General features: G+C 46.0%; 24 protein-coding genes. 13 read left to right on the forward strand and 11 right to left on the reverse strand.

The features are described 5' to 3' along the window. Nucleotides 1–79 precede the first annotated feature (79 nt). On the forward strand, nucleotides 80–1,228 hold the full coding sequence (gene rapC / locus bslm_RS02095; protein WP_003246686.1) for a response regulator aspartate phosphatase RapC: 1,149 nt from the start codon (nucleotides 80–82) through the stop codon (nucleotides 1,226–1,228). Next, nucleotides 1,212–1,334 carry a phosphatase RapC inhibitor PhrC gene (gene phrC / locus bslm_RS02100; protein WP_003224994.1) on the forward strand — a complete coding sequence of 41 codons (123 nt, stop codon included), beginning with the start codon at nucleotides 1,212–1,214 and terminating at the stop codon, nucleotides 1,332–1,334. Before rapC ends, phrC begins: the two co-directional genes overlap by 17 nt. Nucleotides 1,335–1,433: 99 nt before the next feature. Here the strand turns inward: phrC and bslm_RS20320 are convergent, their stop codons facing one another. The 3 genes from bslm_RS20320 to bslm_RS02115 all read right to left on the reverse strand — a co-directional run bounded on the left by bslm_RS20320 (nucleotide 1,434) and on the right by bslm_RS02115 (nucleotide 3,236). Further along, nucleotides 1,434–1,523, reverse strand: coding sequence for a YjcZ family sporulation protein (locus bslm_RS20320; protein ID WP_015482794.1), 90 nt, complete (start codon nucleotides 1,521–1,523; stop codon nucleotides 1,434–1,436). Between the two features lie 81 nt (nucleotides 1,524–1,604). Then, entirely contained in the window at nucleotides 1,605–1,718 is a 114-nt protein-coding gene (locus bslm_RS20325) for a YjcZ family sporulation protein (RefSeq protein ID WP_003234495.1), read from the reverse strand. Nucleotides 1,719–1,871: 153 nt separating this feature from the next. Then, the gene (locus bslm_RS02115; protein ID WP_038428355.1) at nucleotides 1,872–3,236 is read right to left on the reverse strand and encodes an aspartate kinase; all 1,365 of its coding nucleotides are present in this window, start codon (nucleotides 3,234–3,236) and stop codon (nucleotides 1,872–1,874) included. Nucleotides 3,237–3,620: 384 nt separating this feature from the next. Here bslm_RS02115 and yclN point away from each other — a divergent pair, with 384 nt between their 5' ends. Genes yclN through yclQ form a run of 4 tightly spaced genes read left to right on the forward strand, consistent with a single transcriptional unit; the run spans nucleotide 3,621 to nucleotide 7,238 of the window. Further along, nucleotides 3,621–4,571: a petrobactin ABC transporter permease YclN gene (gene yclN / locus bslm_RS02120; RefSeq protein WP_038428356.1), complete on the forward strand. Its 951-nt coding sequence runs from the start codon at nucleotides 3,621–3,623 to the stop codon at nucleotides 4,569–4,571. Beyond that, nucleotides 4,564–5,511, forward strand: a complete 948-nt coding sequence (yclO, locus tag bslm_RS02125; protein WP_003246705.1) for a petrobactin ABC transporter permease YclO — start codon at nucleotides 4,564–4,566, stop codon at nucleotides 5,509–5,511. Before yclN ends, yclO begins: the two co-directional genes overlap by 8 nt. Further along, nucleotides 5,505–6,263, forward strand: a complete 759-nt coding sequence (yclP, locus tag bslm_RS02130; RefSeq protein ID WP_046380785.1) for a petrobactin ABC transporter ATP-binding protein YclP — start codon at nucleotides 5,505–5,507, stop codon at nucleotides 6,261–6,263. The genes yclO and yclP overlap by 7 nt, the downstream gene beginning before the upstream one ends. Nucleotides 6,264–6,284: 21 nt before the next feature. Next, entirely contained in the window at nucleotides 6,285–7,238 is a 954-nt protein-coding gene (yclQ, locus tag bslm_RS02135) for a petrobactin ABC transporter substrate-binding protein YclQ (RefSeq protein ID WP_038428358.1), read from the forward strand. A 46-nt stretch (nucleotides 7,239–7,284) separates the two neighbouring features. Here yclQ and bslm_RS02140 read toward each other — a convergent pair whose 3' ends face one another. The 4 genes from bslm_RS02140 to bslm_RS02155 form a co-directional block, all read right to left on the reverse strand. Continuing rightward, nucleotides 7,285–8,703 (reverse strand): MDR family MFS transporter, encoded by a 1,419-nt coding sequence (locus tag bslm_RS02140; RefSeq protein WP_014478836.1) that lies wholly within the window; start codon nucleotides 8,701–8,703, stop codon nucleotides 7,285–7,287. 19 nt (nucleotides 8,704–8,722) lie between these two features. Next, entirely contained in the window at nucleotides 8,723–9,601 is an 879-nt protein-coding gene (locus bslm_RS02145; RefSeq protein ID WP_038429980.1) for a TetR/AcrR family transcriptional regulator, read from the reverse strand. Between the two features lie 163 nt (nucleotides 9,602–9,764). After that, nucleotides 9,765–10,514 (reverse strand): oxygen-insensitive NADPH nitroreductase, encoded by a 750-nt coding sequence (nfsA, locus tag bslm_RS02150; RefSeq protein WP_003234479.1) that lies wholly within the window; start codon nucleotides 10,512–10,514, stop codon nucleotides 9,765–9,767. Between the two features lie 16 nt (nucleotides 10,515–10,530). Then, the gene (locus bslm_RS02155; RefSeq protein WP_038428359.1) at nucleotides 10,531–10,818 is read right to left on the reverse strand and encodes a putative quinol monooxygenase; all 288 of its coding nucleotides are present in this window, start codon (nucleotides 10,816–10,818) and stop codon (nucleotides 10,531–10,533) included. 139 nt (nucleotides 10,819–10,957) lie between these two features. Between bslm_RS02155 and bslm_RS02160 the strand changes: the two genes are divergently transcribed. After that, on the forward strand, nucleotides 10,958–11,272 hold the full coding sequence (locus bslm_RS02160; RefSeq protein ID WP_003234476.1) for an ArsR/SmtB family transcription factor: 315 nt from the start codon (nucleotides 10,958–10,960) through the stop codon (nucleotides 11,270–11,272). Nucleotide 11,273: 1 nt separating this feature from the next. On the opposite strand, the gene gabR is transcribed toward bslm_RS02160, so the two are convergent. After that, nucleotides 11,274–12,713, reverse strand: coding sequence for a MocR-like transcriptional regulator GabR (gene gabR, locus bslm_RS02165; RefSeq protein WP_038428360.1), 1,440 nt, complete (start codon nucleotides 12,711–12,713; stop codon nucleotides 11,274–11,276). A gap of 106 nt (nucleotides 12,714–12,819) precedes the next feature. Between gabR and gabT the strand changes: the two genes are divergently transcribed. The 4 genes from gabT to gdh all read left to right on the forward strand — a co-directional run bounded on the left by gabT (nucleotide 12,820) and on the right by gdh (nucleotide 17,378). Beyond that, complete coding sequence (gene gabT / locus bslm_RS02170) at nucleotides 12,820–14,130, forward strand: 4-aminobutyrate--2-oxoglutarate transaminase (RefSeq protein WP_038428361.1); 1,311 nt, start codon at nucleotides 12,820–12,822, stop codon at nucleotides 14,128–14,130. 68 nt (nucleotides 14,131–14,198) lie between these two features. Further along, nucleotides 14,199–15,587, forward strand: coding sequence for a succinate-semialdehyde dehydrogenase (gabD, locus tag bslm_RS02175; RefSeq protein ID WP_038429981.1), 1,389 nt, complete (start codon nucleotides 14,199–14,201; stop codon nucleotides 15,585–15,587). A gap of 122 nt (nucleotides 15,588–15,709) precedes the next feature. Next, nucleotides 15,710–16,573, forward strand: a complete 864-nt coding sequence (gene glcU / locus bslm_RS02180; RefSeq protein ID WP_003234455.1) for a glucose uptake protein GlcU — start codon at nucleotides 15,710–15,712, stop codon at nucleotides 16,571–16,573. Between the two features lie 19 nt (nucleotides 16,574–16,592). Further along, complete coding sequence (gene gdh / locus bslm_RS02185; RefSeq protein ID WP_003246720.1) at nucleotides 16,593–17,378, forward strand: glucose 1-dehydrogenase; 786 nt, start codon at nucleotides 16,593–16,595, stop codon at nucleotides 17,376–17,378. A 43-nt stretch (nucleotides 17,379–17,421) separates the two neighbouring features. Here gdh and bslm_RS02190 read toward each other — a convergent pair whose 3' ends face one another. The 3 genes from bslm_RS02190 to ycnK are packed head-to-tail and all read right to left on the reverse strand — an operon-like array spanning nucleotide 17,422 to nucleotide 20,281. Continuing rightward, a complete protein-coding gene (locus tag bslm_RS02190) occupies nucleotides 17,422–18,036 on the reverse strand; it encodes a YcnI family copper-binding membrane protein (protein WP_038428362.1) in 615 nt (204 codons plus the stop codon). A 12-nt stretch (nucleotides 18,037–18,048) separates the two neighbouring features. After that, the gene (gene ycnJ / locus bslm_RS02195; RefSeq protein ID WP_038428363.1) at nucleotides 18,049–19,674 is read right to left on the reverse strand and encodes a copper transporter YcnJ; all 1,626 of its coding nucleotides are present in this window, start codon (nucleotides 19,672–19,674) and stop codon (nucleotides 18,049–18,051) included. A gap of 34 nt (nucleotides 19,675–19,708) precedes the next feature. Beyond that, on the reverse strand, nucleotides 19,709–20,281 hold the full coding sequence (ycnK, locus tag bslm_RS02200; protein WP_015252812.1) for a copper uptake transcriptional regulator CutR: 573 nt from the start codon (nucleotides 20,279–20,281) through the stop codon (nucleotides 19,709–19,711). Between the two features lie 164 nt (nucleotides 20,282–20,445). Between ycnK and bslm_RS02205 the strand changes: the two genes are divergently transcribed. After that, complete coding sequence (locus bslm_RS02205) at nucleotides 20,446–20,799, forward strand: hypothetical protein (protein ID WP_003246726.1); 354 nt, start codon at nucleotides 20,446–20,448, stop codon at nucleotides 20,797–20,799. Nucleotides 20,800–20,971: 172 nt separating this feature from the next. After that, nucleotides 20,972–22,408 carry a PTS mannitol transporter subunit IIBC gene (locus bslm_RS02210; RefSeq protein ID WP_038428364.1) on the forward strand — a complete coding sequence of 479 codons (1,437 nt, stop codon included), beginning with the start codon at nucleotides 20,972–20,974 and terminating at the stop codon, nucleotides 22,406–22,408. The last annotated feature ends 17 nt before the right edge of the window (nucleotides 22,409–22,425 follow it).

Below are 22,425 nucleotides of genomic sequence, written 5' to 3' on the forward strand. Positions count from 1 at the left end.
GCGTGTTTTTCGGGTTGGGACGGTCTATAAACATGATAAAATATGACATAAACAGTTTTTGATGGGAGAGGGTGAAGGAATGAAGAGCGGGGTAATTCCTTCTTCAGCGGTCGGTCAAAAAATTAACGAGTGGTACAGATATATCCGGACATTCAGCGTGCCGGATGCCGAAGTGTTAAAAGCTGAAATCCAGCAGGAACTGAAACACATGCAGCATGATTCCAACTTGCTGCTTTATTATTCACTAATGGAATTCCGGCACCAGCTTATGCTGGATTATCTTGAGCCGTTAGAGAAATTAAATATCGAAGACCAGCCAAGCCTGTCTGAATTATCAAGAAACATTGACAGCAATCAGGCAGATCTCAAAGGGCTGCTCGACTATTACGTGAATTTTTTTCGCGGGATGTATGAGTTTGATAAGCGGGAATTTATTTCTGCCATTACATACTATAAACAGGCGGAGAAAAAGCTCTCCTTTGTAGCAGACCATATTGAACGGGCTGAATTCTATTTTAAAATCGCGGAAGCTTATTATTATATGAAGCAAACGTATTTTTCCTTGATTAATATAAAAAACGCCTATGAAATTTACGTGGAGCAGGAAACCTATAATGTAAGAATCATTCAATGCCATTTCGTGTTCGGGGTCAACCTGATGGATGAAAGAAATTTCGAACAAGCCGCACGCCATTTCAAATTGGCGCTCAACATGGCCCAAGCGGAACAAAAAGCCCAGCTGGTCGGAAGAGCATACTACAATCTCGGATTATGCTATTACAATCAAGACCTTCTAGACCCTGCCATTGATTACTTTGAAAAAGCGGTCTCCACATTTGAAAGCAGCAGGATCGTCAATTCTCTCCCGCAAGCCTATTTTTTAATCACCCTGATTTATTATAAACAGGGAAAACATGATAAAGCTTCGGAATATCACAAGCGGGGCTATGAATATGCTAAAGAAACAGACGATGCAGACTATGCCGTAAAATTCGAGTTTTTGCAATCCCTATATCTGGATCAGCCCAATGAAGAAGGAATCGAACGATGTTTCCAGTACTTAAAAAATAAAAATATGTACGCTGATATAGAGGATTTAGCCCTAGAAGTAGCAAAATATTACTATGAACAGAAATGGTTTAAACTGTCTGCTTCCTACTTTCTACAAGTTGAAGAGGCAAGAAAACAAATACAAAGGAGTGAAGGTTTGTATGAAATTGAAATCTAAGTTGTTTGTTATTTGTTTGGCCGCAGCCGCGATTTTTACAGCGGCTGGCGTTTCTGCTAATGCGGAAGCACTCGACTTTCATGTGACAGAAAGAGGAATGACGTAAGAACAAGCCCCTTCTCATTAGCGAGAAGGGGTTTTTCTTTTCAAAAAAACACCGCAAGACATAGTCTTGCGGTGCCGCCTTCATGGAGATTACGTTTATTTAGTAGCCTCCTACAAATGCAGTTCCCACAATGATCAAGAGGATAAATAACACAACAATCAAAGCGAAAGAAGTTCCGTAACCTGACATTTTGTGCACCTCCTTGCGAGATTGCTTCAGCAAATGCTGCAAAACTGTGGCGGACAGGGTCCCGCAGAGACGGTCAGCAGCTTAGAAGCCGCCAACAAACGCAGTCCCTACGATAATTAATAGAATAAACAATACAACGATTAAAGCGAAAGAACTGATGCCGCCGTAACCGCCGCCGTTAGAGTATCCTGACATAAGGTTTCACCTCCCTATGAAGGATACTATAAGATATGCTGAACCGATCCATTTGGCAGGGATAATAGTGGACAAGAGAAAAAATGAAGAATTCGGCTATATGAAGGTGATATAAAAAAATAGCGGGCGCTGCCGCCCGCTATTTATGTACGATTAAGAGATCAGCACGCCCGTGAAAAATTCCTGGTATAATGCTTGAACGGCTTTTCTTTCTTCGGCTTCTTTTACGCCAAACATCATGCTCACTTCAGAAGATCCCTGATTGATCATTTCGATATTCACCTGGGCCTCTGATAATGCTTTGGCGGCTCTTGCCGTTGTACCGACATTGTGGCGCATCGCTTCCCCTACAACCATAATCAGGGCGAGATGATGCTCGACGATGACTTCATCGGCATGCAAATCCTCTTCGATCCGTTTGATGACGCTGCGTTCAGTGGCGGCATCCATTTGCCCCTGCCGTAAAATGATTGTCATGTCATCGATTCCCGATGGAACATGCTCATACGTCAAACCATGCTCCTCCAGGATGTGAAGGGCTCTGCGTCCAAAACCGATTTCTCTGTTCATGAGATACTTGCTGATATAAATGCTGCAAAAACCGGTGTCGCTGGCAATGCCGACGACAGGCCCGTTTTTGTTATCCCGCTTGCTGACGACGCGGGTGCCTTCGGCTGAGGGGTTGTTCGTATTTTTGATCTGAACAGGAATCCCCGCTCTGAATGCCGGAATGAGCGCTTCATCATGAAACACTGAAAAACCCGCGTAGGACAGCTCCCGCATCTCTCTATATGTCAGCTCGCTGATTTCCTTTGGATTCTCAACGAAGGACGGATTGACAGAATACACAGCGTCCACGTCTGTAAAGTTTTCGTACAAATCGGCTTGTAGTCCGTTGGCAAGAATCGAACCGGTAATATCAGAACCGCTCCGTGAGAATGTGATCACATCGCCATCCTTGCTGAATCCGAAAAAACCGGGAAAAATGATGAGTCCGTCACGTTCCCGAAGACGATAGAGGTTTTGATAGGATTCAGGAAGAACTTGCGCGTTGCCGGGTTCATTTGTCACAAAGAGGCCGGCATCCTTCGGGTTTACATATTCCGCTTTGACGCCTTTATAACGGAAGTAAGCGGCGATCAGTTTGGCATTGTTATCCTCTCCGCTGGCCTTGACTGCGTCAAGGTATTGTTCGGGATTGCTTTTGTCTCCTTCTAAAAGCGTAAACAGATCATCTCTGATTTTTTCGATAATGCTTTGCCCCAGCTGAAGCTCATTGGCGATGAGAGCGTACCGTTCCACAACAGCTTCCGCCAGTTCAGGTGCGCTGCCTGTTGCCAAATATTGTTCTGCACATGCGATTAAGAGATCAGTCACTTTCGTATCCTCGGCATAGCGTTTTCCCGGAGCTGAAACGACTACAGCTTTCCGTGCCGGATCTGAGGTAACGATGTGAAACACCTTGTCAAGCTGGGCGCCTGAAGCAAGTGAGCTGCCTCCGAATTTAACGACCTTCATGTTTACATCTCCTAATGTTTAAAATTTTCACACAAATTTAGTATTTATTATCTCTCTTTCAGTACTGTAAATCAAGGGGGAATTTCTTTCTCAGGAGAACATTTGTATTTTTCACGAGGAATAATGTTAGGTTTGCTGACCGTATGCCTGCGTTATAAAGATAAATATGGTAAACAGCCTAACGTTTTGGGATGGAAAATGGTTAGAATGATTAGTAAAATTGATAAATGACTAGGTTAATATTTTTAAAGAATATTGACTAACCCTATAAAAATGGTAATATGTAAATGATAATGATAATCAATTACTATATGGCCATATTGTTTTGAGTCCTTGCGGAGTAGGAGATACGTTCTTTTTGCTGTAAGGATGTAAGGAGGCAGCATGAAGCTACGTTACTTATTTATTCTACTTATCATATTAGCAGTCACATCTGTATTTATCGGTGTAGAAGATCTGTCGCCGCTTGATCTCTTCGATTTAAGCAAACAAGAGGCGTCAACGCTGTTTGCAAGCCGTTTGCCGCGATTGATCAGCATTGTCATCGCGGGATTAAGCATGAGCATCTGCGGTTTGATTATGCAGCAGATCAGCAGAAATAAATTCGTGTCACCGACGACGGCGGGCACGATGGATTGGGCGAGGCTCGGCATTTTAATTTCCTTGCTGCTGTTTACATCCGCCAGTCCTTTGATCAAAATGCTGGTCGCGTTTGTCTTTGCCCTTGCAGGAAATTTTCTGTTTATGAAAATCCTTGAAAGAATCAAGTTTAACGACACCATCTTTATTCCGCTTGTCGGTTTAATGCTCGGGAATATCGTCAGTTCAATCGCGACATTTATCGCATATAAATATGACTTGATCCAGAATGTGTCATCATGGCTGCAGGGAGACTTCTCTTTAGTCGTGAAAGGAAGATACGAGCTTCTTTATCTGAGTATTCCGCTCGTCATCATTGCCTATTTGTATGCGGATAAATTCACATTGGCCGGTATGGGTGAAAGCTTTTCTGTCAACCTCGGCCTCAAGTATAAACGGGTTGTGAACATCGGGCTCATTATCGTGTCCCTGATCACGTCTCTTGTCATTTTGACTGTCGGTATGCTGCCGTTTCTCGGTTTAATCATCCCGAATATTGTATCGATTTACAGAGGAGACAATCTGAAGAGCAGCCTGCCGCATACTGCGCTGTTGGGAGCAGTTTTTGTGCTGTTTTGCGATATACTGGGCAGAATCATTATCTTCCCTTATGAAATCTCGATTGGCCTGATGGTCGGAATCATCGGCAGCGGCATTTTCCTGTTTATGCTGTTAAGGAGAAAAGCCTATGCGTAACCAGATGAAAATAGCTTTGCTCGTTGGTTTAGCCATTGTATGTATTGGCTTGTTTTTGTTTTATGACTTAGGAAATTGGGATTACACCCTGCCGAGACGAATCAAAAAAGTCGCTGCCATTGTGCTGACTGGGGGAGCGATTGCGTTTTCGACCATGATCTTTCAAACGATTACGAACAACCGCATCCTGACGCCGAGCATTTTGGGCCTTGATTCTCTCTACATGCTGATTCAGACTGGCATTATCTTTTTGTTCGGTTCTGCGAATATGGTCATCATGAATAAAAACATCAACTTTATCATCTCTGTTCTGCTGATGATACTGTTTTCTCTTGTTTTGTATCAGATCATGTTCAAGGGTGAGGGGAGAAATATCTTTTTCCTTCTGCTTATCGGAATCGTGTTTGGCACGCTGTTCAGCAGCCTGTCTTCTTTTATGCAGATGCTGATTGATCCGAACGAGTTCCAAGTTGTGCAGGACAAGATGTTTGCCAGCTTTAACAATATCAATACGGATTTGTTATGGCTCGCGTTCATCATCTTCCTGCTGACAGGCGTTTATGTCTGGCGTTTTACAAAATTTTTCGATGTGCTGTCGCTCGGACGCGAGCACGCCGTGAATTTGGGCATTGACTACGACAAAGTGGTGAAGCAGATGCTGATCGTGGTTGCGATTTTGGTTTCTGTTTCAACAGCGCTAGTCGGGCCGATTATGTTTTTAGGCCTTCTGGTCGTCAACCTGGCGAGAGAATTCCTGAAAACATATAAGCATTCATACTTAATCGCAGGCTCCGTTTTCATCAGCATCATTGCGCTGGTCGGAGGGCAGTTTGTGGTTGAGAAAGTGTTTACCTTCTCAACGACGCTGAGCGTCATTATTAATTTTGCCGGCGGGATTTATTTTATCTACTTGCTGTTAAAGGAGAATAAATCATGGTAGAGGTCAGAAATGTAAGCAAACAATATGGCGGGAAAGTTGTTCTTGAAGAGACGTCAGTCACGATTCAAAAGGGCAAAATCACCTCGTTTATCGGTCCTAACGGCGCCGGCAAAAGTACGCTGCTGTCTATCATGAGCCGCCTGATCAAAAAGGATTCCGGCGAGATTTACATAGACGGACAAGAGATTGGAGCATGTGACAGCAAAGAGCTTGCCAAGAAAATGAGCATTTTGAAGCAGGCGAACCAAATCAATATCAGGCTCACGATCAAAGACCTCGTCAGTTTTGGCAGGTTTCCGTACTCACAGGGCCGGCTGACAGAGGAAGACTGGGTTCATATCAACCAGGCGCTTAGCTATATGAAGCTGGAAGACATTCAAGACAAATACTTGGATCAGCTGAGCGGCGGACAGTGCCAAAGGGCATTTATCGCCATGGTCATTGCCCAGGACACAGATTATATCTTTCTGGATGAACCGCTGAACAATCTGGATATGAAACACTCAGTTGAAATTATGAAACTGCTGAAACGGCTGGTAGAGGAGTTTGGAAAAACGATCGTGATCGTCATTCACGATATCAATTTTGCTTCAGTCTATTCTGACTATATCGTCGCTTTGAAAAACGGCCGAATCGTTAAAGAAGGACCGCCTGAAGAAATGATAGAAACATCAGTGCTTGAGGAAATCTACGATATGACCATCCCGATTCAGACGATTGATAATCAAAGAATAGGTGTTTATTTTTCTTAATATATAGAAGAGGTGAGGAGCATGAAAAAGTTCGCGTTACTATTCATCGCTTTGGTCACTGCCGTTGTCATTTCTGCATGCGGAAACCAAAGCACAAGCAGCAAAGGTTCTGATACAAAGAAAGAACAAATCACAGTGAAACACCAGCTCGACAAAAACGGCACAAAAGTACCGAAGAACCCTAAAAAAGTTGTCGTATTTGACTTTGGAAGCTTAGATACATTAGATAAACTAGGACTTGATGATATAGTAGCGGGCCTGCCGAAACAAGTCCTTCCTAAATATCTGTCCAAATTCAAGGATGACAAATACGCTGATGTCGGCAGCTTAAAAGAGCCAGACTTCGACAAAGTGGCAGAATTAGATCCTGATCTGATCATTATTTCAGCAAGACAATCTGAGTCTTACAAAGAATTCTCTAAAATTGCGCCGACGATTTACCTTGGTGTAGATACAGCGAAGTACATGGAATCATTTAAATCAGACGCTGAAACAATCGGTAAAATCTTTGATAAAGAAGACAAAGTGAAAGATGAGCTCGCAAACATTGATCACTCAATCGCAGATGTAAAGAAAACCGCTGAAAAGCTTAACAAAAACGGTCTCGTCATCATGGCGAACGACGGGAAGATCAGCGCATTCGGTCCTAAATCAAGATACGGCCTGATCCATGACGTGTTCGGCGTGACACCGGCTGATAAAAACATCAAAGCGTCTACTCACGGACAAAGCGTTTCTTACGAGTACATTTCAAAAACAAACCCGGATTACCTGTTTGTCATTGACCGCGGTACAGCGATCGGTGAAACATCATCTACTAAACAAGTCGTTGAAAATGATTATGTGAAAAATGTAAACGCAGTGAAAAATGATCATGTCGTCTACCTTGATTCTGCTACTTGGTACTTATCAGGAGGCGGTCTTGAGTCTATGGCACAAATGATCAAAGAAGTGAAAGACGGTTTAGAAAAGTAAAACCAAAAAGAGCCTCCGCTAAATAGCGGGGCTCTTTTTTTGTTAATCAGCGTGCCGGCTGCTGTTCGGCAGGGCGCTGAGGTTTTTTTAATGTGAATGAGAGAAGGAAGCCGACAAGTGCAATGACGGCAGCCACAATAAAAGCGGCGTTCATGCCGTGCAGGGCGGCGTGCTTTACATTTGTCGTGCCTGCATGTGCCGCCTGGTTGCTCATCACGGAAACCAATAGTGCGGTTCCGATCGAGCCGCCGACTTGGCGAATCGTGTTGTTCATCGCAGTTCCGTGCGGAATCAAGTGGCGCGGCAGCGCGTTGATTCCAGCTGTTGTCACCGGCATCATGATCATGGCGGTGCCTAAGAGACGAACGGTGTATAAAACGACAATCCAAGCGAGTGACGTATGGTCAGTCAGCTGCATAAACGGCAGAGATGTCAGGAAGATGATGCAGAAACCGGCAATCGCCAGCCCTCTTCCGCCGACACGGTCAAAAATTCTGCCGATAATCGGCGACATAAAGCCCATCACAACGGCTCCCGGAAGGAGCATAAGCCCTGTATCAAAAGCTGTGACGTCTCTGACATTTTGTGTATAAAGCGGCAGGATGGTTTCCGTACCGATCAATAATGCAAAGACGAGGGTTCCCAGCAGTGTTGTTAAACTGAAAACGCCAAACGTGAAGACGCGGAATTCCAGCATCGGTTTTTCAAGCTTCATTTGTCTTGTGATAAACAAGAGCAGCGCGATGACACCCACCAGCAGTGAAATCAAGACGGTTGAACTGGACCAGCCATAAGAGCCGACGCTTGAGAAGCCGTACAGAAGGCCGCCGAACCCAAATGTTGAAAGGATGACTGATAAAATATCAATCTGTGTTTTTCTTAAAGTCGTCACGTTTTTCATCAGGATGCTGGCAAGAATCAAATCAATCACAGCAAACGGAAGAATAATATAAAACAATGATCTCCAAGAGAAAGCTTCGACAGCCCATCCGGAAAGAGTCGGTCCGATCGCAGGCGCGAATGAGATGACCAATCCGACCATACCCATAGCCTGGCCGCGCTTTTCAATCGGAAAGATTGTCAGGAATACAGTCTGCATGAGCGGCATCATAATGCCGGCTCCAGCCGCTTGAATGATACGCGCTGTCAGCAGAACCGGGAAGTTCGGCGCGAACGCTCCGACGACTGTTCCGGCAGTGAAAATGCTCATTGCTGTGATGAGCAGCGCCCGGCTTGTGAATTTCTCAATTAAAAACGCGGTAATCGGAATTAAAATCCCGTTGGTTAACATAAATGATGTTGTCAGCCATTGTGCTTGGTTGGCATCGACATTGAAATCCCTCATGATATGGGGAAGTGCGGTAATCAACAATGTCTGGTTCAAAATCGCCACAAACGCTCCGGCTAACAAAATGCCGACAATGACAGAACGGTTAAAAGGTTTTTGTTCAATACTTGTGTTCAATACATATCCCTTCTTTTCTCTAAGTAATTAACAGTGTTTTTAACATGGAAACGGGCTGTGTTAAAACACCGGTTTGTTCCAGATAGCCAATCAGTGATTTGAGTAAAAAAGCGCGGGGTTCTTCCTTCTTCGCTTCTTCCTCCAGCATGGCGGCTGCGGATGTCAGTTCATCTACGTCATAGTCCGCGGCGGGCAGGGAAGAGATGCCTTTATGTAATTCCTTCAGGCTTTCCGATAATAGGACTGACTTATCCTTTGGCTTGTAGGAGGATGCTGAATGAATATAAAGCTCGATGGCTTCGGGCGGAAGAAGAGACTGGCGGGTTTCCCTGTTTTTGATAATCTGATTGAGGGTGCTGATGATAAACTCTGCGATCGGGTCAAGCTCAAGCGGTTTTTCCTCGATTTTGATCAGCATTAAAAACTCACGCATCATGCCGTGAAGAATGATAACCAAATCCCACACAAACGGGAGAATGGTTTCTCCATACGCCTGGATCAGCGAATCGCGGTGCCAGCAGATAATCGTCGATCTGGTCTGATGGATATGCTGTTTGACCCGGTCATTATGCAGCTTGGGGTTTCCGTAGGTCAGCATATTGAAAAACTGCTGATTCCGCCTGAAGCCCTCCAGTTCCATTTTGACCTTTTGCGTCAAACGCTCCTCCGGTGTAAGTGCGGTATTTTCCTGAAGTCTTGAGGCTGCGGCCACCATTTGCTTCTGGTTAAATGACAGCAGCTCCAAAAGCAGATCTTCTTTAGATTGGAACAGCTTATATATCGAAGCTTTTGACATCTTACATTCTTCTGCGATCGCCTGCATGGAAACCGACGTAAAATCCTTTTCCGAAAAAAGCTTTCGCGCGGCTAACAAGATATCTGTTTTTTTATCAAGCATCTCATGGCTTCCTTCTTTCTTGAACATTAGAAAACCCATTGGTTCACAGAAAACCAATGAGTAACTATGAAAAAATTTTACCAAATAAACAAAATAGAAGTCAATGGATTTTAACCGGGTAAATGAAAGGCCTGCCGGAAAATCCGACAGGCCGAATAAGAGCTTATTTTTCAACTTTAAATCCTTGTTTTTCAAGCATTTCACGGATGTGCGGATAGTACAGGCGCTCATAGTAGGAAGCGATGCTCTGTGACCAGTTTCTTGTTTCTTTTCCGTTTGTCCGTTTATTCATGTATTCAGACATCTGTTCGTCGTATGCCTGAATGTGAGACGTCAGCTCATCCTGATTCAAATAAGTTTCCTGATGATTGACAGCTTCCTGCGGCAAGCGCGGTTTTTTCGCTGAACGGTCGGCAGGATGCCCAATGACAAGGCCGGATAAAGGGAACACGTATTTTGGAAGCTCAAGCAGTTCGATCAGCTCTTGAGGATTTCCGCGAACTGCACCGATCGGAACTGTGCCAAGTCCGAGTGACTCCGCCGCTGCTGTTGCTGTGCCGAGGGCAATACCAGCGTCTACTGCGCCGACAAGAACAGATTCCAATCCATTTGTGATTTCCATTTTGAAATCATGCAGATCTTCAAGCGCAATTTTGGCCCGGTTGAAATCTGCGCAGAACAGCAGGAAAACAGGAGCTTGATCGATCCATGGCTGGCCGCCTGCCAGCTCGGAGATTTTCTTTTTGCGCTCCTTATCCTGGACTGTGATCACAGTCACTTGCTGTCCGTTGATAGAAGAAGGGGCTGATTGCACCGCTTCAATGATTTGGTCCAATTGCTCCTGAGCTACAGGCTCATCTGTGTAGCTGCGAATCGAGCGGTGGTCTGTTAAAGATTTAATCACTTCATTCATATGAGACACCCTTCCTTTACTCGCTAAGCTCTGTGCGGACAACATCAAGAGGAGCGCTCAGCAGTTCTTTTCCTTTTGCAACAAACCCTTGGAAATGCGCAGTTTCGTTATGGAATTTCATTGCCGCTTCATCTTTCCATTTTTCAAGCATGACAAATGTATTTTCTTCGCCTGCTTTTTCAAATAGGTCGTATTGCACGTTGCCTTCCTCAGCTCTTGAATGCTGAACAAGTGATTGAGCCTCGCTCAAAAATTCCTCGCGTTTTTCTGGTTTTACTTTGATATAAGCTTGTAATACGATCATTTAAATCTCCTCCGTTGTTATGCGAATTTATTGTTCGAATTTCATCGAACTAAATGTAACATGTATTCTAATTGAGGTAAAGGAAAAACCCTTAAATAGTAAAATTGTCATTCTAATTGTTGTGTGATACATTTGTGTCATGAACATTCCAAACCATCCAGAAACAGAAACATTGCAGCTGACAAAGGTTCTTCATGCACTTAGTGATCCGCTTCGTTTAGAGCTCGTCAAGCAATTAGCTGAAGCAAAAGAAAAAACGTGCAGCACCTGTGCAGATGTGCAGGTTGCCAAATCGACTTTATCGCATCATTTTAAAGTTTTGAGAGAATCAGGCATCGCTCAAGTTCGGATAGAAGGAAAGCGCCGGTATTATTCGCTTCGCGCTGAAGACCTTGAAAAGGCATTTCCGGGCCTGCTTGAAGCCGTGCTGAATGTAGACCAGGACCGCTGGTGAATCAATCCCCTGTAACGGGGATTTTTTTATGTCCGTAAACCGCTTTGAAAAGCCGCTGCACACCCTCCTGAATATCTTCTTCCTTCAGCCGTGCAAAGCCGATAATGAGAGCTGGCCTGCCCGTTTGCCGCTTGTTTTCCTTCAAGTTAAATCGGCTCATTCCGAATATTTCAAGCTGCAGCCCGGCAGCATGTGACAGGATGTCTTGTTCGGTGCGCCTGGTATCAAATTCGGTAACAAAATGCAGCCCCGCATTTGCCCCTTTTACGGTAACCTCTCCGCTGAACTCTGCTTCTAAAGCGGTGATCAGGCGTTCTCTCTTTTCTTTATAATGCTGCTTCATTTTTTTTATATGCTTCTGATATTCACCAGACTCGATAAATTCCTGCAGAGTGAGCTGCGTGAGTGACGAGCAAGTCTGCAGATCATAGTCCCGCTGTTTGTATGTCCTCAACAGCTCAGGCGGCAACACCATATAGCTGATCCGCAAGCCGGGGAGAAGGGACTTTGAAAAGGTTCCCATATAGATAACATTTTGAAAACGGTCGAGGCTTTGCAGCGCTGGAATACTGTCTACATCATATGTGAATTCACTATCATAATCGTCCTCAATGATATATCGGCGCGGCTCCTCGGCTGCCCAGTTCAGCAGCTGAATTCTTCTGGATACAGGCATAATCGTTCCGGACGGAAACTGATGCGACGGGGTAGTCACCAGCACATCTGGCTGCTGTCTGGTGATTTCAGCAATCGACATGCCCTTTTCATCCAGCATGATCGTCTTTACTTGTTTTCCGGTACTCTTCAAAAGCTGATACATGCGCCTGTAGCCAGGCTCCTCCATCGCATACACGGCTTCCTTGGGTAAAAGCTCAGTCAACAGCTGCATGAGCACCTGTGTGCCTGCCCCTATGATCATTTGTTCTGGCCTGCATTTTACACCCCTCGTCAGGGAAATGAACCTGGTAATGGCAGCTCTCACTTCATATATCCCTTGCGGATGTGACATATCGCCGAGCGTGCGGTATGAGCGGGAGGCCGCTTTTTGCTCGCAGCGGAACCAGCTTTTGATCGGAAAATGGTCTGTATCGGAACTCATGTGTGAAAACGATATCCAATCGCTCTGGTCGATGTGAATCTCTTTTAGATCATCCGGCAGTGCAAATGGAGGGTGCTCCTCGGCGGAAAACATGTCTAGTTCCTCCACGAAGAAACCCTTTCGTTCAATGGCGTACAAATACCCTTCAGCCAGCAGCTGCTGATAGGCTGAATTCACTGAATTTACGCTGACCTTGAGATTTTCAGCCAGCTCCCGCTTGGAGGGAACCTTCGAGTGCGGCAGCAGATTGCGGCTGAGGATTTCTTTTTTCAGCTTTTGATAAATTTGCTGATAGATATAATCGGCTTGCTCTGAACGATCGAGTGTAATTGTGATATCCATTTTGTAGTTTCTCCTTCTGATACCATCAAAAAGTTATAATTGGTACTTTTCATCATACCAAAGAGAAGTCAGAATGATAAGAAAATACCGACAGGGGGATATTCACATGAGTCAAACAACAGTAAGCATCACAACTGCACAATGGCAGCAAAAACGGGATCAATTTGTGTCAAAAGGTGTGAGCAACGGCAACCGCAGTCTGGCGGTCAAAGGAGAAGGGGCCGAGCTGTACGATCTGGACGGCCGGAGATTTATTGATTTTGCAGGCGCCATCGGCACGTTAAATGTCGGACACTCGCATCCGAAGGTGGTTGAGGCTGTGAAGCGGCAGGCGGAGGAGCTGATTCATCCTGGTTTTAATGTCATGATGTACCCGACTTATATCGAATTAGCAGAAAAACTGTGCGGCATCGCGCCGGGCAGCCATGAGAAAAAAGCGATTTTTCTTAACTCAGGGGCAGAAGCGGTCGAAAACGCTGTGAAAATCGCCAGAAAGTATACAAAGCGCCAAGGCGTTGTCTCGTTTACGCGCGGGTTTCATGGACGCACGAATATGACGATGAGCATGACAAGCAAGGTAAAACCTTATAAATTCGGTTTCGGGCCTTTTGCGCCAGAGGTTTATCAAGCGCCGTTCCCTTATTATTATCAGAAGCCGGCCGGCATGAGTGATGAAAGCTATGACGATATGGTCATTCAAGCATTCAATGATTTCTTTATCGCTTCAGTGGCGCCTGAAACGGTGGCGTGTGTCGTGATGGAGCCGGTGCAGGGAGAAGGCGGATTTATTATTCCTTCGAAACGGTTCGTACAGCACGTCGCTTCATTCTGCAAAGAACACGGCATTGTTTTTGTTGCTGATGAAATCCAAACCGGCTTTGCCAGAACTGGCACTTATTTCGCAATTGAGCACTTTGATGTAGTGCCCGATCTGATCACGGTTTCTAAATCGCTTGCGGCAGGCCTGCCATTAAGCGGTGTGATTGGGCGTGCGGAAATGCTTGATGCGGCAGCGCCAGGGGAGCTGGGCGGCACGTATGCCGGCAGCCCGCTCGGCTGCGCGGCGGCTTTGGCAGTCTTGGATATTATCGAAGAAGAAGGACTGAATGAGCGATCTGAAGAAATTGGCAAAATCATTGAAGACAAGGCGTATGAGTGGAAACAAGAATTCCCGATCATCGGTGACATCCGCAGGCTCGGGGCGATGGCCGCAATCGAAATCGTCAAGGATCCAGACACGCGTGAGCCTGATAAAGCAAAAGCAGCGGCGATCGCAGCCTATGCGAATCAAAACGGATTACTTTTGCTGACAGCGGGAATTAACGGTAATATCATCCGCTTTTTGACACCGCTCGTCATCTCAGACAGCCTATTAAATGAAGGGCTCAGCATCTTGGAGGCGGGCCTGCGAGCTTAATCATTGGAAAGAAAATGGCCGGGTCTGCTATCATTTTAAGTAATCATGAAAAGAAAGGAATGTTCAATATGCCAGATCAATTAACGGTCTACAACCCGGCTACGGGCGAGGAGATCAAAACGATTCCTCAGCAATCAGCCACAGAGGTAGAAGAAGCCATTGAACGTTCACATCAAGCGTTTAAAACGTGGTCTAAAACATCAGCGAACGAAAGAGCGTCTCTTTTGAAAAAATGGTATGAGCTGATTGTTGAACATAAAGAAGAGCTTGCAGATTTAATTACAAAGGAAAACGGAAAACCATACAAGGAAGCAGTTGGCGAGGTACTTTACGGCGCAGGCTATATCGAATGGTTCGCAGAGGAAGCGAAGCGTGTGTACGGAAGAACGGTCCCGGCCCCGACAACTGGTAAACGAATTGTTGTCACACGCCAGCCGGTCGGCCCTGTTGCTGCTATCACGCCCTGGAATTTCCCGAATGCGATGATTACACGCAAAGCGGCGCCTGCTCTTGCCGCCGGCTGTACATTTATCATCAAGCCGGCGCCGGACACACCGCTGTCTGCTTATGAACTAGCGCGCCTCGCATATGAAGCGGGCATTCCGAAGGATGTTCTTCAGGTTGTGATCGGCGATGGAGAAGAAATCGGAAATGTGTTCACAAGCAGTCCGAAAATCCGCAAAATCACGTTCACAGGCTCAACACCTGTAGGGAAAATCCTTATGAAAAACAGCGCGGACACCGTAAAGCACGTCTCAATGGAACTCGGCGGACACGCCCCGCTGATCGTAGATGAAGATGCGGACATTGACCTTGCCGTTGAACAGGCGATGGCGTCCAAATACCGAAACGCCGGCCAAACCTGCGTATGTGCCAACCGCCTGATCGTTCATGAATCCATTAAAGATGAATTTGCTGCGAAACTGAGCGAGCAAGTGTCTAAGCTGAAAGTCGGAAATGGACTTGAGGAAGGCGTCAATGTCGGCCCGATCATCAACAAACGAGGCTTCGAAAAAATCGTCAGCCAAATAGATGATGCGGTTGAAAAAGGCGCGAAAGTGATTGCTGGGGGCACATATAACCGAAACGATGACAAAGGGTGCTACTTTGTGAATCCGACAGTGCTCACCGATGTCGATCCGTCCATGAACATCATGCATGAGGAAACATTCGGCCCGGTCGCCCCGATCGTCACGTTTTCTGATATTGATGAAGCGATTCAGCTTGCCAACGATACACCGTATGGCTTGGCTGCTTACTTCTTCACAGAAAACTACCGCCGCGGCATCTATATTTCCGAGAATCTAGAGTATGGCATTATCGGCTGGAATGACGGCGGACCGTCAGCTGTTCAAGCGCCATTCGGCGGAATGAAAGAAAGCGGCATCGGCCGTGAAGGCGGTTCAGAAGGTATCGAGCCGTACCTTGAAACAAAATATTTGTCCATCGGTTTATAAAAGAATGCACGCTCCTAAGAGCTGCCGGATTTTCCGGCAGCTCTTTTTGTGTTCCGGCGAATAATCACAACAATTCCAGCCAAAATAACAGCAAATACATTTTGAAAGAAGGTTCCCCAACAATGGATTTATTATTGGCTCTTCTCCCGGCTTTGTTTTGGGGGAGCATTGTTCTCTTCAATGTGAAATTAGGCGGCGGGCCGTACAGCCAGACACTGGGAACGACGATCGGGGCGCTCATTGTTTCTATCGTTATTTACTTTTTTGTTCAGCCCGTTCTGTCCCTTCGCATTTTTATTGTTGGAATCGTATCCGGCTTATTTTGGTCACTTGGACAGGCCAACCAGCTGAAAAGCATTCAATTGATGGGCGTGTCGAAAACAATGCCGATTTCCACAGGAATGCAGCTCGTTTCCACCTCGCTGTTCGGTGTGATCGTGTTCCGCGAATGGTCAACACCGATTGCGATTACGCTTGGCGTTCTCGCTTTGATCTTTATCATTGTAGGAATCATTCTCACGTCCTTGGAAGATAAGAATGATAAAAAAGAGGGCGAGCCAAGCAATTTGAAAAAGGGCATTTTGATTCTCCTTGTTTCGACTCTTGGTTATTTGGTTTATGTAGTCGTGGCTAGATTATTCAATGTGTCCGGCTGGTCCGCGTTGCTGCCACAGGCAATTGGTATGGTGGTCGGGGGGTTAGTTTTAACCTATAGACACAAACCCTTTAACAAGTATGCGATCAGAAATATTCTCCCAGGGTTAATCTGGGCAGGCGGAAATATGTTTTTGTTTATTTCTCAGCCGCGAGTCGGCGTTGCAACGAGCTTTTCCCTTTCACAAATGGGAATTGTCATTTCTACGCTCGGCGGTATTTTCATCCTGCGTGAAAAGAAAACGAAACGCCAGCTAATAGCAATTGCGATCGGGATTATCCTGATTATTGCCGCCGCCGTATTCTTAGGAATCGCCAAAACAAATTCATAACAAATGGAGGAGGATGTATATGTATCCGGATTTAAAAGGAAAAGTCGTCGCTATTACAGGAGCTGCTTCAGGGCTCGGAAAGGCGATGGCCATTCGCTTCGGCAAGGAGCAGGCAAAAGTGGTTATCAACTATTATAGTAATAAACAAGATCCAAACGAGGTAAAAGAAGAGGTCATCAAGGCGGGCGGTGAAGCTGTTGTCGTCCAAGGAGATGTCACGAAAGAGGAAGATGTAAAAAATATCGTGCAAACGGCAATTAAGGAGTTCGGCACACTCGATATTATGATTAATAATGCCGGTCTTGAAAATCCTGTACCATCTCACGAAATGCCGCTCAAGGATTGGGATAAAGTCATCGGCACGAACTTAACGGGTGCCTTTTTAGGAAGCCGTGAAGCGATTAAATATTTCGTAGAAAACGATATCAAGGGAAATGTCATTAACATGTCCAGTGTGCACGAAGTGATTCCTTGGCCGTTATTTGTCCACTATGCGGCAAGTAAAGGCGGGATAAAGCTGATGACAGAAACATTAGCGTTGGAATACGCGCCGAAGGGCATTCGCGTCAATAATATTGGGCCAGGTGCGATCAACACGCCAATCAATGCTGAAAAATTCGCTGACCCTAAACAGAAAGCTGATGTAGAAAGCATGATTCCAATGGGATATATCGGCGAACCGGAGGAGATCGCCGCAGTAGCAGCCTGGCTTGCTTCGAAGGAAGCCAGCTACGTCACAGGCATCACGTTATTCGCGGACGGCGGTATGACACAATATCCTTCATTCCAGGCAGGACGCGGTTAAACAAAAAAAGCGACCCAGACATCACATCTGGATCGCTTTTTTATTACGCACGCTTTTTCTTAACAAGTGCTGCTACAGATAAAATAATGGCAGCCGCAGACAGCACAATCGCTGTAATGTCTAGAGCTGAAGAACCTGAGTCTTCGGAATCGTCTTCTGTTTTCGTGGCGCCGTGCTCATCTGTCACTTGTTTTGCAGACGTGATGTTTGTAATGGAATGAGGTGTATCGGCATCCTCGTCACCTGTCCACTCAACAATGCTGCCGTCTTTGTAATATTGGTATGCGTCCCAAGCAGCTTCCTCCGCTTTGTCAGGGTTTTTGGCAACAAAGGTAAACTGCTGGAACTGTCCTTCCTGAATGCCTCCGTCAGTCGCCTCCCATGTCACGGACACTGATTTGTCATCATGTTTTTGAGTGGAGACCTTCCAGCCCGGAATTGGCTCATATTGCTGGAATTCAACATCCTTCGGCATTTTGAGGACTACCTTCGTTGTCGGCAGATTTTTCTCTGAAGGAACCTTCATTGTATACGTTTCCCAAGAGCCTGCAGCAGACTCAGCCGGTTTTACAGAAACATGCGCGCTGGCAGGGGCCGTAAAGAATAAGAGGGAGCCGACAATAGCCGGACATAGTGTCAATGCGATTTTTTTCAACAACGTAAACACTCCTTAATTGGTCTTTGTAAACATGATATTGATTTCGTTAAAGTCGCCGGTCAGGCCGTGGACTTTGATCTTCCAGTTTCCTTTTTCATTAATCGACAGGTTTTGATCCTGGAAGACGCCTTTTGTTTTTTCTTTTAATGTAAAAGTGCTTTTGTTTTCGCTGCCTGACAGGCCTGTTTTATAAACGGTTAACGTGATTTGCTGGATGTTTTTCACGGGATCTCCGTTATGGTCGGTGACCCGCAGCTCAAAAACATTTTTTCCGGGCTGGTTTGGGCTGATGCTGAGAGAAACGCTTTGTCCGTTCTCAATCGCTTTGGTTTGGTAGAACGGTTCCGGCGCCGGCTCAGGCGGGCTTGGCAGGCTTGTAAACACGGCCGCTGTGATCAATACAGCGATGCCGATTGCCCACTCCGCTTTCAACGTTCGGCTGATTCCTGTGCGGCGCTGCTTTCTGGTAAGCAGAAAATGAATTGCGCCTAAGACCAGCATGAAAACAAACAGCCCGCTTTTCACTAAAAGAGCTTGTCCGTACGCTGTATGGAACAGTGAATCCATTGAACGAATGATGAAAAATCCATTGAGCAAGCCTGAAAACAAAATGACGCCGACTGCAGTGAGCGCCCATGGGGAGAACCGTCTGACCGTCTCCCACGCGAGCGTTTTGTCAGGCTGCCTCCATTCTTTTGAGAGCAGCAAAACGAGTGCCGCTATTCCGCCGACCCAGATGGAAGCGGAAGTTAAATGAAGGAAATCCATCAAAATGCCGACCGTTTTTTCTTCAACGACAGCGGCATGCCCGGTAAACGCTTTGGCAAGCAGGAGACCGAAAAAGAAAATGAGCGGCGCTGTCCAATAGCCAAAGGATGAAAAGCGGTTTTTCCGTATCGCAGGGATTACAGACAGTGCGAGCAGCACGAACAGCGCGGCCTGTATGATCCAAATGGAGCCGCCTGCTGTCTCAAACAGTGTTTCTCTGATGTAGCCCGGCTGGAATGCGCTGCCCCAGCCGCCGCCTGCGTTCGCTTTTGTCTGAATCGGAAGCTGAAGCAAAAGCGCTAGCCCCAATGCTGCGATCGAAACGATCAGGATACGTCTCGTCCGTTTGACGAGCTGTTCTGATTTCCCTTTATACCAGAAAAGATGGAAGAAAACCGTTCCGATAAACAGAGATAAGGCTGTATACAGAATCGCGCGATCTGCTGCTGTTCCCGGATTCAGCGCTGAATCGGCTGCTTTTTGGCTGCTGAATCCGCCATCCGCTTTCCCGATACTGAACGGAATGACGCCGGAAACAGGATGCCCGTCCGCGGATACAGCATTCCATTCCGCTCTGTACACATCATGAGGCAGATTCTTCTTCAGCTTCACTGTCATGATGTGATGATTATCTTTTTTGATTTCAGTCTTGTCCGTATCCACACGGTCGCCGTTTGAATTATAGACTTTAATGTAATGAAACCCTTCTTCAACCGGTTCATTAAATTCGATTTCCACCTGCGCAGGGGCGCTTTTTAATTCGCTGTTTTCCCCAGGTGAAGATTTGACAATATAGGCGTGAGCAAAGCTTGTTTTCGGCAGGAAAACAAGAAAAAGCAGAAGGATGATCCACCATCTGTTTCGCTTCATCACTCAGACACCACCTTCCGCTGTATGTGTTGTGTTATTTCTTGGTGCAGGTGCAGCGTTTCTTTCTGTCTTGAAGCATATCTTCCAGCGCTTGGTCGAAAGTGCGGACGGCTCCGCCGAATCCTTTTTGAAATCGTTCGGCATGGTCAAGTGTCGCAAACGGAATGGCCTGCGGCTGGCAGCAGTGCAGGTTTAATTCAGCATTTACGACGAAATAAGCCGAACCGGCACTGACGGTTGTCTGTAACAGAAAATCTCTGCAAATCAAGTGTGAAACCTCTTCCGTTTTATCCGCGTAACGCAAAAACGCGCAATGTGCGCAGCATAGCTGTTCAATGTCTTGGTTTACCGTAATCAGCTGAACCGAATGAGCTTGATTGACGGGCTTCAAGCAATAGCTGCACATATGATCTGTTTGAGGTGTTCGGACGGGGAGCGTGATACCGCCGGCGGTTTTTATGACCTGATTTGACTGAACCAGCTGATTGACATCTCTATATACCGTCATTTCCGAAACGCCGAACCTTGCGCTGATGTCAGAAATTCTAAGCGAGCCTTCTTCTTTCAGCCACTTCAGTATGTGTTGCTGTCTATTAATCGGAAGCATTCATACACCCTCTTCATTAAGATCTATTTAAGCGTAGAGGATTTTAGAGACGGAGACAAGTAAGTGGATGATAAAAAATGTGAAAATGTGTTGAACAGCAACAAAACGAAACAGAAGGGACTCTGGTATAATAGACAGATGGAATAGAAAGTGAGGAATACCCTATGAAAGAAACACCATGCCCGAACTGCGGCAAACCTTTGACAGGCGATATGGTCAGATCATCAAATGTGCCTTGTCAATTTCGCTGCGGCCACTGCCGGGAACGGCTTTATGAATATAAAGTTTCAGCTCCGATTATGCTGGTATCATTAGCGGCCATCGTGCTGCTTATTTATCTTTTGATGCTCCTCCGCAATGCGGCAGGCTCAGTGCTGCCAGCTGTACAGCACGTGCCGATGGCTGTATTTGCGCTTGTGTGCGCGTATCCCGTTTTTATTGTGAGTGAGCGGATGATCGCAAAGTACGTGATTCAAAACGGCAACATTATTTATAGAGGAAAGAGAAAAGGCTCCTGAAACCAGGAGCCTTTTTATTTTTAAAAAATTGTCACAGTCATGTGCCAAAGTCCTCTTTACTTTCAATTGTATAGGGACTGTAAGCGTTTTAACATAGAGTCAAAGGGAAGCATCATTCTCTGAACATATTTTTTTATCTTACAGCGACAAACAAAACAGGGAGGGTTTATATATGCAGCAGCAAGAACAGCAGCAAGGCGGCATGAAAGTGAAAGTGCAGCGCTTTGGGAGTTATTTGAGCGGAATGATTATGCCGAATATCGGCGCGTTTATCGCGTGGGGTATCATTACCGCGCTGTTTATTCCGGCAGGATGGTTTCCGAATGAACAGCTGAACACGCTGGTCAGCCCGATGATTACGTATTTATTGCCGCTTTTGATAGCGTATACAGGCGGAAAAATGATCTACGACCACCGCGGCGGAGTTGTCGGAGCGACAGCGGCAATTGGGGTGATTGTCGGATCGGATATTCCAATGTTTTTAGGCGCAATGATTATGGGTCCGCTTGGCGGATACCTCATTAAACAGACTGATAAATTATTCAAGGATAAAGTCAAACAAGGCTTTGAAATGCTGATCAACAACTTTACGGCAGGGATTGTCGGCGCGGCTTTAACGATTCTCGCGTTTTACGCCATCGGCCCGGTTGTCCTGACGCTAAATAAATTGCTGGCGGCTGGTGTGGAAGTCATTGTACACGCTAATTTACTGCCGATAGCCAGTGTTTTTGTAGAACCGGCGAAAGTGTTGTTCCTCAACAACGCCATTAACCACGGAATCTTAAGCCCGATCGGAATCGAGCAAGCATCCCAAACAGGAAAATCAATTCTGTTTTTAGTAGAAGCAAACCCTGGACCGGGGCTCGGCATTTTGCTGGCGTACATGTTCTTTGGCAAAGGATCTTCAAAATCAACGGCTCCCGGTGCGGCGATCATCCATTTCTTCGGAGGGATTCACGAGATTTACTTCCCGTACATTCTGATGAAACCGGCCCTGATTCTCGCAGCCATTGCCGGCGGAGCAAGCGGACTCTTAACGTTTACGATCTTTAATGCCGGACTTGTCGCGGCAGCGTCACCGGGAAGCATTATCGCATTGATGGCAATGACGCCAAGAGGAGGCTATTTCGGGGTATTGGCGGGTGTATTGGTCGCTGCAGCTGTATCGTTCATCGTTTCAGCAGTGATCCTGAAATCCTCAAAAGCTAGTGAAGAAGACTTGGCTGCCGCAACAGAAAAAATGCAGTCCATGAAGGGGAAGAAAAGCCAAGCAGCAGCTGCTTTAGAGGCGGAACAAGCCAAAGCAGAAGAAGCGTCTGAGCTGTCTCCTGAAAGCGTGAACAAAATTATCTTTGCGTGTGATGCGGGAATGGGATCAAGTGCCATGGGGGCATCCATCTTAAGAAACAAAGTGAAAAAAGCGGAGCTTGACATCAGTGTGACCAACACGGCCATTAACAATCTGCCAAGCGATGCGGATATTGTCATCACCCACAAAGATTTAACAGACCGCGCGAAAGCAAAGCTGCCGAACGCGACGCACATATCAGTGGATAACTTCTTAAACAGCCCGAAATACGACGAGCTGATTGAAAAGCTGAAAAAGTAATCTTATAGAAAGAGAGT

It is taken from the genome of Bacillus sp. LM 4-2 (assembly GCF_000978495.1).
GTDB lineage: Bacteria > Bacillota > Bacilli > Bacillales > Bacillaceae > Bacillus > Bacillus subtilis.